A 12,281-nucleotide genomic window follows, 5' to 3' on the forward strand; every position below is an offset into this window, starting at 1 on the left:
GGTGGATGGCGCTTCGCTTATCCCGTATTGCCTCATAGAAAAAGGTAACCGAAGGATCAGAGTCGTTGCCTCACATTAGAGGTAACCTGGACTTGTGAAAAAATGAGTTTCAATTGTTGCTCAATGGCGGCCTTAAGAGCAAATGGATTGAGTTTGGCATGATGTTCCTGGAGAGTCTGTTTGGTGGTTTCCGGAATGTCAGGATGATTGATCACCCGTTGGTAAGGGGTTTGCGGGGCATGGTATTTTTTCACGACTTTGGCGCCGTCTCGGTGTTTTTTCTGAAGTTTCAGACTGGGGCAGAAATGATTCTGCAAAGGACACCCAAGCGTGCTGTAGGCCTCGTTCATCAACGGCACCAGCGCGGCATTATCCAGCCGGTCGTAGCCGAATAATTGCCTGGCGTGAGTCCAGTTTTTCTGCTCGACATGGGCATTGTCGTTTTTCTTGTAAGGCCTGGAGCGGGTAAACGCAGGCTTTTGCGGGTGGTCGGTGAAATAGCGAACCAGGTGATGATTGAGAAATTCAGAACCATTGTCGCAATCGAAGCCTTTCAAAGGGAATGGCAACAGGTTCTCGATGGCCTGAATCTGTTCCAGGATACCTTGCGAGCCTTTATTCCAGGTGGCCCGGCATTCGGTCCAGCCGGTGACGATGTCGGTCATCGTCAGGCTCCAGACGAAATCGCCGGCCAGCGAATTGCCACAGTGAGCGACAGTATCGGCTTCGACAAAACCGGGCTGGGTCTCGTCCCAGTGATGAGTTCGGATGGGAATCTGGGTTTTCAACAGAGACCCGGGTTTGGTGCCGGACAAGCCTTTGGGGTGCTGGACGCGCAAGGGTTTGAGCAAGCGATCCAGGGTCGCCGCCGAAACCTTTAGCAAGTCGGCACGAACCTGATCGGAGAGTGAGCCGTACTGCGCTTCGTAGTGCGGCAGCCAGATCGGTATCGCTGCTTTCAGGCGCTTGCCGCACAGTTGATCGCTAGCGAACCAGATGCGCTTCAATGGCTCCAGCAACACCTCGGCTTGATATTTCCGCTTGGGGCCGGGCCGTTTGCTAGGCGAAGCGATTGGCTTGGCTTTTCGATTCAGCAAACGAATCGCGTACTTACGGGCGTAGCCGCAGACTTCGCAAAACTCGTTTAGGATCGTTTGTTTCGTTGCCCTATCGCTTTGTCGATAGCGCTTTTGGATAGCCTGTAAATAGGCTCGTCGTTCGTGTTTTCCCATGGTGGTAACCCGCTTGATTTCGGTTACACACAATGTGAGGCAACGACCCGTTTTTAATGACCCCTTGGGTTACTTTTAATTTGAGGCAATTCGTATCCACCCTACGGCCCTATTCAAATATCAACATTTAATTTATACTTATACACTTTTAGCCTGTTTTTAGCCCTATCAATAAACTGATTATAAAAGAGAATCTCTGAATACAGCTCACCATACGCAATACCTGTCGCTTGATCTCTGATGTGGTCCGTGTTGAAATAACCTAATCCACTAGGGAATCTTGTGTAGCTTGTTGGCATTCTTGTCTCATCCATGCAATCACCGATCAGATAGCCGTAAAACTTTTTTATTTTCCCATTTGACTTAGCTGCTAATAGCCGAGAATATTGAACTAGATCAGGAATATGCTCCTGCAATTGTACTCCTGGCGCTTTAAATTCAATAATAATTGCTGAGCCTTCTTGATTGAAAATTGCTATATCTGGTCTTTTTAGTTGATTGTCTTTATTGTTTTTTGCAAATAGCGCCTCTAAGCTTTCGTCAATATCGCTTTCGAATATATTTTCATTGTGATTCCAAGGTATGGAAGCCAATGACTTGTCAGATGCTATGTGTTCAAAGTAATGATATTCTTCATTAAGAATCCATATGTCATGATCTATGGAATCTCTGCTATCTTTTCCTGTAGGGAAGAATATGTTATGTATTATTCTTTCATTTTGCTTGCGATTTTCATAGTCATGTTGGCACGATAGCAAAAGAGAAACGGCTCTTTCCAGAACGTCAAGCATAGAAGAACGTCTAACTACCAATTGTGATAAATTAGCCATATCCATTTTTTTAATTGTGGATGTATATTTCCAAGACAACTCACTGATTCGTTCCCTGAAGTCTTTACTTCGCGGATCTAAATCTAGAAGCTCTTTTTTCAAACTAAAAATATCCGACGTCTCTCTAACTATTTCTTCCTGATACTTCTTCAAAACCCTTTTTGCGATATTTTCTTCAGTGTCACTATATTGAACTTTAATATTGGTGCCATTTAACATCGATCTACTAATGCCAAATTTCTCTTGCGTAGCATCTATCAAAGCATCTTTGTCAAAGTCTTTTGGTGTCAATATGTTAAATACGTAATCCTCTAAAGAATCTATTATATCCTGGAGAGATATTTCACCATCAAGACCATCCATTAGTGTACAAGTCTCAGGGACTTTAAATCCGTCTCTCTGCTCGTTTACTTTTGCCTCTAAGAATTCGCTTTCAATAAGGATTAGTTCATAATTGCCATCAAGGGCTCTTTTTCTTTCGATATTACCTCTTAAATAATATTTTGTTATTGACAATACTAGGGCGGAATTTGCACATAGCGCAACTTCATGCTGAAAACTTCCTAGCTTATTTTCTGGCAACGAGTATCTTGTGACAATCAGGTCACTTTTGAAATCATAACTTTCATTGCCGTGAGAGCAAAACATTGGTATGTTGACTCTACTAGTTGGCTGCGGCAAATCGGAAGAGCTTAATATTTTCTCCTCTCTGTTATCCCCATCTATCGTAGTTACAGAAACACAAAAATCACCAACTATGCCCTTTAGCACAATAAATCGTTGCATAAAAGTAATAAACAGATGATTTTTGATTTTATCGGCTGAAAAATCAACTTTAAGACTCCTCGAGTCAAAATGTTTTTTGAAAGCCTCATCAGAGAGTCCCTGTAGCGTAATTTTCGTTTCTAAATTATTTGATGTTGACTCTCGCTCTTTAAAATCACTTTCAGACACCTCGCGCATGTTTTCATCAATACATAGCGATATAAGTCTATAATTTTTTTCCTTTTTGCAAACACTTTCAACTTGGATTTTTCGAAAGAAATGAAAAAACTGTATTCTACCTGCTCCTTTGCACTTCCCTATGCCTTGAATATTCAAATGATCTTTATACGTTGAATCCATTGTCGCAAAGGCTTTTACTTGATCAAGCAAAAAGCCAGCGCCGTTGTCCTCACAAGATATTTTGAGATCATAGCTATCGTTTTCGAGCAATGAGTTATCAAAAAACTCAAAACAAAACGAAACAGAAAAAGAGGGAGCCGATTTATCTAAATTTTTTCTTATTAGATATGAATCAATTGCATTAGATAACAGCTCTTCTATAACAACGTATCGATTTGAACTGATGCTTGTATTTTTCAAGCCTCCTCTAATATCTAAAGTCATATTGTTTCCTTAATTAGACCTTCTATTTACATAAGCCAGGGAATATCAACCTAGTTGTTACATTGAACATTTATCAAATAAACACGATAAAATGTGCGCACCCATATAACCCGATAAGATGCGCACCCAGCATAGGTTGTGCCCAACAACGTGGGGCGCAACTGTCGCGAATGATCCGTCTCCTTGCGTCGGTGACACCCTATATTCAAATCGAATATCAAAGCCTCTTCAAACTCATACTATTTACCAGCCCAATTCTTGCTAAACAATCAAGCATGCAACGCCGCATATTCCTTGGCCGAAGGAATATGTTGCGGCAAAGTTGACCCGGTTGGGCGCACGGCTTCCCAGCCCAGGCAGGCCAGCCAGATCGCGCGGGGAATCGGTTTCTCGCCGTCGCGGTAATAAATCAGCATGCGGCGGGAAATACCCACAGCCTCGGCGGCTTGCGCCAGTGTGAGTCCGGTGTCGTGCAGCCAATGCCGGATGCGTTCGTGGCCGATGCCGCCGGACTGCTCGACCGCCAGATTACGCAGGTTGTCGGCGGCCAGATCGAGTTCGTCTTCGATCCAATCCACCGTCAGTCCCGCGAAACCTATTTTGGCTTGCGCAAATAAGTCCCGATCTTTCAGCGGACTTAGCGCTTCGGTTTCGGTGATCCAGGCGTTAAAATCGACTTCGAAGCTTTGTCCGTCGGCGTAACGCAAGCGTAGCTTGTATTCGGTTAACGGCTCGACCCAGGTCAGTTGAAAATGGTCTTTACTCATCGTTGCAATTCCTCAAATAGCTTGGCCAGCTTGTCGTGATTGGCTTTTGCCCACACCAGCACTTCGGACAATTCGCGCAGCGCAATTTTGCCGTGGATGATTTCCAGAGTGTCGATTTGACCCAAGCCTCGCGCCCGTCGTTCGTCAGGACGTGGAAATGCGGCGGCGGATGGTCTTTGGCGTTGACCCGAACCCGGCAAAAACTAAAACGTTGAACGACTGGCATGGCTAGGGATTGTGATGCAATCGTTGCATGCTTTCAAGCCACGTATACCTTGCGTACCATTTTCCAATTCAATTTGAATCCCCACACCCAGCTAAGCCGACCCAATTGTCCAGCGCGCGGCGGCAAAAAGCTGGTGCCTCTGGTTTGTTTGTAGTAATGTTCATACATTGCAAATAGAGGGCGTCGCCATGGCAATTACGACCATTTCCAGTCGAGAGCTGAATCAGGATGTTACCCGCGCGAAGAAGGCGGCCAAGAATGGCCCGGTATTCATCACGGATCGAGGCAAGCCCGCTCACGTGTTGTTGAGCATCGAGGAATACCAGCGGCTGACAAGGCAGCGCCGCAACATTGCCGATTCGCTGGCTATGCCGGACAACACGGACATCGAGTTCGAGCCGCAACCTTTGACGATAGAGGCTAGGCCGGCTGATTTCGGATGATGTATGTTCTCGACACCAACGTAGTTTCCGAGCTGCGAAAAATCCGAATTGGCAAGGCAAATGCGAATGTGGCGGCATGGGCCGACAGCGTCGATGCCGCCGACTTGTTTTTGTCGGTTATCACCCTGATGGAATTGGAGCTGGGCGTTTTGTCGATCGAGCGCAAGGACGCCAGCCAAGGTGCGGTGTTGCGGGCATGGCTGGAACAGCAGGTCTTGCCGGAGTTCTCCGAGCGGACGCTGCCGGTCGATACAGCGGTTACACTGCGTTGCGCCAAGCTCCATGTGCCCGACAAACGCGGCGAGCGGGATGCGCTGATCGCGGCCGCGGCGCTAATGCATGGTATGACGCTGGTTACCCGCAACGTGGCCGACTTCCAGGCTACGGGCGTGACCATCCTCAATCCGTGGGAGGTCATGCAGTGACTGCCCCGGTGGGCACGGTGTTTGTGTTCACGCGAATTGAAACGGTGGGCAATTTGCCCACCCTACGACTGGCTGACCGACAGCCCCACATCTCACGCCCATTTGACCTCCCCGTGAAGATTTCGTGATGTTTCCGATTGCACAATGGCCGCGCCATTTGGCATTCACATTAAGGAGAATCACAATGCAGAAAAACCACGCTTTTGCGCTGTCGGCGCTGTTGTTGGCGGCCGGCGCCGCTCCGTTGAGTTCGGCCGAGGCGGCCCAGGTCACGCTGAGTTTCAGCAATCTGTCCGCCGCCAACGGGCCGGCCTTGAGTCCGTTTTTCATCGCCTTGCACGACGGTTCGTTCGACGCGTTCGATGTCGGCACCACGGCGTCGTCGGCCATCGAAGCGATTGCCGAGTTAGGCAGCGGCGCCGGCTTGTCGTCGGCGTTCGCGGCTAGCGGCGCGGCGGCCGGCGGCACCAGCGCGACGGTGACCGCGTCGGTCAACGCCTTCGGCCCAGGCATTTTCCTGCCCGGCGCCAAAGGCAGCGTCACCCTGGACCTGGACCCGGTTAAAAACCGCTACCTGAGTTATTTCGCGATGGTGGTGCCGTCCAACGACCGCTTCGTCGGTAACGACTCGCCGACCGAAATCGAATTGTTCGACGCCCAAGGCCATTTCACCGGCGGCACCTTCGTCGAGAACGGCAGCAGCATTTGGGACGCCGGCACCGAACTGGACGGCACCACCGGCGCGGCATTCCTGGCCGGTTCCAATGCCTTGGACAGTCCGGCACAAAACGGAACGATTCAGGCCAACCACGACTTCGCGGTCTACGCCGGCCTGGCGACCGCGGCCGGTTACAACTTTACCGACCTGCCCGGCGCCAATACGCCGCTGCTGCAAATCAGCGCGGTGTCGCAAGTGCCGGTACCGGCGGCGGCCTGGTTGTTCGGCAGCGTGTTGCCGTTGTTCGGCTGGTTGCGGCGGCGGGCGCCTGCGTCGGCTTTGCCGGCTTGAGGCGCTCGGCTTAACTCGGTGGAGTACAAATCTAGTTTTGTACTCCGATCGGCGCCCGGCTCTAGTCGAGTCGTTCCATCCCTGATGTCTAGCGACTGGCTTTAATTTTTCGGACTCGGTTAAATGGCCCATTCCCCCTGCCCCATTTCGCCGCTGCCCACGTCCGGTTTGGAGTACAAATCTGGATTTGTACTCCAGCTTCGCACCGCATCAAAACCCGTCGCCGTAACCTTGACTTTGCAAACTGGCCGGCGGCTTGCCGGTTTGGAAACGGGCTTTTAATTCCACGGTTACCGTCAATTCGGCGGCCGGTACGTTGACGATTTGCTCAGCCGCTTGTTCCAACGCGTCAGGGTGCCAGAAGCTCAAGCGGTAGCGGCCGTCCGGCAAATCCAGCGTCCAGCGGCCCTCGGCGTCGCTAACCGCCAGGTAATCGGCATCGCTGACGTAGACGTAACCCAACATCCAGTCGTGAATATTGCAACCCAGCGCGACGATACCGGGGCGGTCGAACAGTACCGGTTCGCGCGGCACGCCGCTATAGAGCTTGATCTCGAAACGCTTGGCCGCGGAAAACGAATAGACGTGGTGCTTGATCGCGTCGCTGTTAGGAAAATACACCGGCGTGCCGCTGCGCACCGCCAACACGTGCGGGACGAATTCGCGGCTTTTCTGATCCAGCGCCATCGCCGCCGGTGCCGGCGGATCGTTGACCCGGCCGGCGGCGTCCAAGGCTTGGGCCGCGACCACCAGATCGGCCAACGGCCTGCCGCCGGCCAAGGCTTTCCCCGCCAATTCCGCGGCCGGCGCGACCGCGGCCCAGGCCGTTAAAAAAACAGCCGGTAAGCGACTTGCCACAGTGTGTCCTCCTGATAAGCGGCTTCGCCGCGTTCCTGCCGCGCCGGGCGGGCGCTGAAAATTCGGCTGAATTCGACATTCAATTGATGGTGCTGGGCAAAGGTCAGGTTGTAATTGACGGTCCAGGCTTGACCGTGTTCGCCGTTGCGGTCTTGCGGCAGGTAATCGCGTTCGTCGCTGCCGAAACGTTCGTAGCGCACGCTGAAACGGCCGTCGCCCAGCGGCCGGCTCAACAGCCAGCTTGCCGACCAAAAGCCGACGTCGACCGCGCGCAAGTCGCCGAGCAATTCGCCCATGCTGGTTCGCCCGGTCATTGCTTGAGAAATCAAAGTGGTTTCCCACGGCAATTCGGCCTTGGCGCCCAGACTCCAGAAGCGGGTGTGCCAGCCGTATTGGCCGGCGGACAGCGCGGCCGGATCGGCGTTGTTGTCGTAATACAGTGCGCGCAGCGTGTAACGCTGGGGCCGTTCGGCGGCGATGCCGGCGTAAAAGCCGGGCCGGCCGTCCACTTCGACGAAGCTCTGGCTGGTGTTGGCCTGCTTCGGAAACAGTGCCGGTATGGCGATGCCGTCCGGCAGACGCAGACGGCCGGTCAAGGTCGATTCGAAGTCGTGCAAACTCCAGCCGCGCCAGGCCAGCATCAGGCCGGCGGTATCGTTGTTGGCCAAACCGGCGCCGAACACGCCGAATTTATCGCCGGCTTCGGTTTGGTAATCCACCCGCAGCTCGCCGCCGAACGCGCGCAATTCCTCGCCGACCCAGGCGTTGATCGTCGACGAGCTCAAGGTGTACGGGCTGCTCCAGGCGGTGCCGGTGTTTTCCAACGAAATCGGCGGAAAGAACATGCCCAAGCGCCCGGCCAGACGCCAGCCGGCGGCACCGACCGGCCGGTAGGCCAGATAGGCTTCGGTCAAGTCCAGCGGTGTCGATTGACGGTCGGCGTATTTGACGGTGGCGTTGAGCATCCAATCCCAGTCCAGCCTGACTTGCAAGGTAGCGGCGGCTTCGTTTACCCGCCAGCGGTCGCGCTCGCCGCCGGCGCGCAGCTTGCCCAGGCCGTGCCCCAGCTCGCCCGGCGCGGCATCGCTGTGTTGGTAGCGCAGGTCCAGCAGACCGTGCCAAGTCACTTCCGGAAATTGGCCGTCTGCGGCTGCGCTGGCTGGTGACAGCAAGCCGGATATAGTCAGCAGCGCTAGAGAAAATCCGCGGCAGACCGAAATCGCGGACTCCGGCCTGAACGGGAACGACGTTGGCGGTCTGCTGCGCATGGTTCGGTTACCGGCTGCCACCGGCCGCGCGCGCCGAATCCGCCAGCGGCAAGTCGAAACGAAATTCGCTACCGACGCCGAGGGTACTTTCCACTTGCAAGCGGCTGCCGTGCAGCTGGGCGATCTTGCCGACCACGATCAGCCCGAAACCGCCGCCGTCGGCGCGGGCGCGGCGCGCCAGCGGCGAGTCCCAATCGCACAAGGTCGGCAGATATTCCGGAGAGATACCGATACCGGTATCGCCGACCGCCACCGCCACTCGGCCGCGCGCCGGCCAAGCGTCCAGCCGGACTCGGCCGCCTTTCGGCGTGTGGCGCAAGGCGTTGTCGATCAGATTGGTCAGCAGGCGCTCGATCAGGCCGATGTCGGCGGCGACGATAGGCAAATCCGGGCGCAGTTCGGCTTGCAAGCTCACGCCGCGCTGCTCGGCTTGCAAGCGGTATTTTTGGGCTACGTCCTGCAGCAATTCGGCCAAGTTGAAGGGCTCGGGAGTCAGGCTGGCGTCGTCGCACTCCAGCTTGGCCAGTTCGAACAACTCTTGCGCCAAGCGGCTGACTTTTTCGGTCTGACGCAACGCGGTATCCAGAAAATGCTGCTGCTCGTCGGACGGCAGGGTATCGGCCTTGCGCTGCATGGTCTCCAGAAAGCCGCGCAACGCGGCCAGCGGCGTGCGCAAATCGTGCGATACCGAGGCCACCAGCTCGCGGCGTTCCTGGTCTTTCTGGCGCAGTTCGCCCAGTTGGCCGGCCAGTTGCGCGGCGCGGACGAAGGTATCGGCCAGCCGGCCCAATTCGTCGCTGCGGCCGGTGAGCGAAGAGGCGGCAAAATCGCCGTTGACCGCCCGTTCGCCGGCGCCGGCCAGCGCGCGCAGCGGCCGCGACAGATTACGGGCGATGATCACGCTGCCGGTCAGAGTCGCCAACAGGCCGAGCAACAACACCCCGGCCGCCAGCAACAGCATATGGCGGTAGCCGGCGAAGGCGTCGGTGAATTTGATTTGCAGCAACGCGACGATGCCTTCCGCGCGGCCGGCCGCCGGCAAAGCCAGTACCCGGCCGAGATAACGGCCTTGACCGGTATCGACCGTGGCGGTCAGCGCCCGGTCGGTCGCGTCGTTCAGCAAAGCTAGGGCCGCCTCTGGGGCCGAACCGGCCAGCAGGCGGTTGCCGTTGGTACTGAGTTCGGCCAGACCGATCTGCAGCGGCAATAACGAGTTTTGCCGAAACCGGGCGATGCGCTGTTCGTCGACGGCCTGCGCCACCGCCACCCAGCCCATCGGCAACGGCGCCAGGACCGGCACCAGCGCCCATTCCTGCAGGCGATCGTTCAGCAGGCCGAACCAGACCAGCGGGCGGGCGGCGTCCGCCTCCGCCAAGGTTTGCGCATACGGAAACGTTCGGCCTTGCCATAGTCCGGCGCTGTCGGCGACGACGTTGAATTGCGGGTCGATAAACATACCGCGCTGGGCGCGGACCCGCAACAGCAGATTTTCCAGCGCCGAGGCGATGGTGGCCGAGTCGCCGCCGGTCACGGTACTGCGAAAGCCGAAATCGGCGACCAGCAAGCCGGTCTCGCCGGCGACCCGTTCGGCGCGTTCGACCAGCAGTTGTCGAAAGGCTTGCTCGGCGTAGCGTAAGTCCTGGTCGAGTTGGCGCAGCAGATTGTCGCGCACCGCCACATAGATGCACACCACCGTCAGCGCCTGCACCGCGACGAACAGCGCGGCGAACAACAGCGCGATACGGCTTTGGAAGCTCAGCGTCATGCGCCGGGATCGTCCGCTCCGGCGAACTTGTAGCCGACGCCCCATACCGTCAGGATGCGCGCCGGTTTGGCCGGATCGGCTTCGATTTTGGCCCGCAAGCGGTTGATGTGGGAGTTGACGGTGTGTTCGTAGCCGTCGTGGTTGTAGCCCCAAACCTGATTCAGCAGTTCCAGCCGGGTGAACATGCGGCCGGGATGGCGGGCGAAGAAGTGCAGCAAGTCGAATTCGCGCGCGGTCAGGGCTACCGGTTGACCGTCCAACGCCACCGCGCGGCTTTGCGCATCGATCCGCAAACCGCCGGCGATCAGAACAGCATCGGCCGGTTCGGCGGCCGGTTGGCTCAACGCCGCCACCCGCCGCAACAGCGCGCGGACTCTGGCGACGACTTCGGCCAGCGCGAAGGGCTTGGCAATGTAATCGTCGGCACCCATTTCCAGACCGACCACGCGTTGGATGTCGCTGGATTTGGAACTGACGATGATGATAGGCGTATACACCGGCCCGGCTCGCACCCGCCGGCAAATTTCCAAGCCGTCGACGCCGGGCAGCATCACGTCCAGCAACAGCAAGTCGTAGCGATTGCCGGCAATCGCCGCCAGCGCGGCATCGCCGTCGGCGACGCTGTCCAGCCGATAACCTTCCTCGCGCAGATTGTCTGCCAATAGCTTGGCGATGTCGGGGTCGTCTTCGACCAGGAGCAGGTATTTAGTGGACGACATTGGCGGCAGGTTTTTTAAAAAAAAACGATTATCGGTCAAGCCGCTGCGTAAATCTAATCACGAAATTATCACGGTGCCGGCATTTCGTGACAAATTCGCCTAACTTGCGGGCCGCGCGTGATAAAGATTTGACTCGGGCTGGAAGATTTGGCGATGAGCGTCCATGCACAATCTATCCGACCCCAAATTGATGGGTCATTTTTCTAACTGATAGAGGTTTATATGAACAATGCATTAAAAAAATTAGCGCTGGCTGTGACATTACTGTCGCCGTTGGTCGCCGAAGCCCGGCCGGAGCTTTACCAGGAAACCGCATATACGCTGTCCAATACTACAGCAAACTCGGTATTGGCTTTTCGGTTGAACGCAGACGGCAGTATGCAGCCGGCCGGTAGTTACCCGACTGGCGGTACTGGAAGCGGCGCCGGGCTGGGCAATCAGGGCGCACTGGCGCTGAGTGAAAACCGGCACTACCTGTTTGCGATCAATGCTGGTAGTAATGATGTATCGGTATTTAGAGTACGTGATAACGGATTGGAGTTGGTGCATCGCGCTGCCGAACCGGGTTTGACGCCGGTCAGTTTAACCGTTGCTCACGATAGGGTTTACGTGGTTAACGCCGGCGACGATTCGATATTCGGCTACCGCTTCAATGCGCGTAGCGGCCGACTTTATCCGTTGGAGCAGTCCTATCGTAAACTAGGCGACGATGCCAGCGGCCCGGCGCAGATCAGTTTCGACCGCGACGGTGATGCGCTGGTGGTGACCGAGAAAGCCGGTAACAAAATTGTCAGCTTTACCCTGGATAATAGCGGTTTGCCGGATGAAAAACACAGCTTGGCCTCCGCCGGTAATACACCGTTCGGGTTTGCCTTTGGCAAGCGCAACCGGTTCTTTGTTTCCGAAGCGCAGGGCGGCGCGGCCAACGGTGCTACGGTGTCTGCATACCGCTTGCACGAAGACGGTAGCGTGCAATTGCTGGACGGTGCGGTGGCGGTGGAACAAACGGCGGCCTGCTGGCTGACGACCACGCCGAACGGCAAATTCGCCTTCACCGCGAATACCCCGGCGAGTTCGATCTCTGCGTTTGTGATCGGTCGTAACGGCCAACTGGAGTTATTGCAGGCCCGCGCCGCCGATGAAAGCCGTCCCAATGATTTGGCGGTGTCCGACGATGGTCAACATCTGTATACCTTGAGTAACGGCGACCATAGCATGGGTGTGTACCGAATCGGTGCGGAAGGCGATTTGCAGGCTGTCAGCCGTCTGACCACCTTGCCGGCCGGCGTAACCGGACTAGTGCTGCGCTAAACTGAGTCCGGCTGCTTGTTGGGTGCCAAGCAGCCGGCA

General features: G+C 55.5%; 12 protein-coding genes. 4 read left to right on the top strand and 8 right to left on the bottom strand.

Annotated features, from left to right (window positions below):
- Nucleotides 1–56: 56 nt before the first annotated feature.
- The 4 genes from ACMXD4_RS03495 to ACMXD4_RS03510 form a co-directional block, all read right to left on the bottom strand.
- Nucleotides 57–1,232, bottom strand: coding sequence for an integrase (locus tag ACMXD4_RS03495; protein WP_415878661.1), 1,176 nt, complete (start codon nucleotides 1,230–1,232; stop codon nucleotides 57–59).
- Nucleotides 1,233–1,345: 113 nt separating this feature from the next.
- Nucleotides 1,346–3,451, bottom strand: a complete 2,106-nt coding sequence (locus tag ACMXD4_RS03500) for a hypothetical protein (RefSeq protein ID WP_415879865.1) — start codon at nucleotides 3,449–3,451, stop codon at nucleotides 1,346–1,348.
- 269 nt (nucleotides 3,452–3,720) lie between these two features.
- The gene (locus ACMXD4_RS03505; protein ID WP_415879866.1) at nucleotides 3,721–4,218 is read right to left on the bottom strand and encodes a DUF2442 domain-containing protein; all 498 of its coding nucleotides are present in this window, start codon (nucleotides 4,216–4,218) and stop codon (nucleotides 3,721–3,723) included.
- Complete coding sequence (locus tag ACMXD4_RS03510) at nucleotides 4,215–4,343, bottom strand: hypothetical protein (RefSeq protein WP_415879867.1); 129 nt, start codon at nucleotides 4,341–4,343, stop codon at nucleotides 4,215–4,217. The genes ACMXD4_RS03505 and ACMXD4_RS03510 overlap by 4 nt, the downstream gene beginning before the upstream one ends.
- 289 nt (nucleotides 4,344–4,632) lie before the next feature.
- On the opposite strand from ACMXD4_RS03510, the gene ACMXD4_RS03515 reads away from it, so the two are divergent.
- The 3 genes from ACMXD4_RS03515 (at nucleotide 4,633) to ACMXD4_RS03525 (ending at nucleotide 6,321) form a co-directional block, all read left to right on the top strand.
- Entirely contained in the window at nucleotides 4,633–4,887 is a 255-nt protein-coding gene (locus ACMXD4_RS03515; protein ID WP_415879868.1) for a type II toxin-antitoxin system Phd/YefM family antitoxin, read from the top strand.
- Entirely contained in the window at nucleotides 4,884–5,312 is a 429-nt protein-coding gene (locus tag ACMXD4_RS03520) for a type II toxin-antitoxin system VapC family toxin (RefSeq protein ID WP_415879869.1), read from the top strand. The genes ACMXD4_RS03515 and ACMXD4_RS03520 overlap by 4 nt, the downstream gene beginning before the upstream one ends.
- 184 nt (nucleotides 5,313–5,496) lie before the next feature.
- Nucleotides 5,497–6,321 carry a spondin domain-containing protein gene (locus ACMXD4_RS03525; protein ID WP_415879870.1) on the top strand — a complete coding sequence of 275 codons (825 nt, stop codon included), beginning with the start codon at nucleotides 5,497–5,499 and terminating at the stop codon, nucleotides 6,319–6,321.
- Nucleotides 6,322–6,531: 210 nt separating this feature from the next.
- Here the strand turns inward: ACMXD4_RS03525 and ACMXD4_RS03530 are convergent, their stop codons facing one another.
- Genes ACMXD4_RS03530 through ACMXD4_RS03545 form a run of 4 tightly spaced genes read right to left on the bottom strand, consistent with a single transcriptional unit; the run spans nucleotide 6,532 to nucleotide 10,931 of the window.
- Nucleotides 6,532–7,179 carry a methylamine utilization protein gene (locus tag ACMXD4_RS03530; protein WP_415879871.1) on the bottom strand — a complete coding sequence of 216 codons (648 nt, stop codon included), beginning with the start codon at nucleotides 7,177–7,179 and terminating at the stop codon, nucleotides 6,532–6,534.
- Nucleotides 7,149–8,447, bottom strand: coding sequence for a hypothetical protein (locus tag ACMXD4_RS03535; protein WP_415879872.1), 1,299 nt, complete (start codon nucleotides 8,445–8,447; stop codon nucleotides 7,149–7,151). The genes ACMXD4_RS03530 and ACMXD4_RS03535 overlap by 31 nt, the downstream gene beginning before the upstream one ends.
- A 7-nt stretch (nucleotides 8,448–8,454) precedes the next feature.
- Nucleotides 8,455–10,212 (bottom strand): sensor histidine kinase, encoded by a 1,758-nt coding sequence (locus tag ACMXD4_RS03540; protein ID WP_415879873.1) that lies wholly within the window; start codon nucleotides 10,210–10,212, stop codon nucleotides 8,455–8,457.
- Nucleotides 10,209–10,931: a response regulator transcription factor gene (locus ACMXD4_RS03545; protein ID WP_415879874.1), complete on the bottom strand. Its 723-nt coding sequence runs from the start codon at nucleotides 10,929–10,931 to the stop codon at nucleotides 10,209–10,211. Before ACMXD4_RS03545 ends, ACMXD4_RS03540 begins: the two co-directional genes overlap by 4 nt.
- 222 nt (nucleotides 10,932–11,153) lie before the next feature.
- On the opposite strand from ACMXD4_RS03545, the gene ACMXD4_RS03550 reads away from it, so the two are divergent.
- On the top strand, nucleotides 11,154–12,242 hold the full coding sequence (locus ACMXD4_RS03550) for a lactonase family protein (RefSeq protein WP_415879875.1): 1,089 nt from the start codon (nucleotides 11,154–11,156) through the stop codon (nucleotides 12,240–12,242).
- The last annotated feature ends 39 nt before the right edge of the window (nucleotides 12,243–12,281 follow it).

Origin of the sequence: Methylomonas sp. TEB, from assembly GCF_047777895.1 — a bacterium.
Lineage (GTDB): Bacteria > Pseudomonadota > Gammaproteobacteria > Methylococcales > Methylomonadaceae > Methylomonas.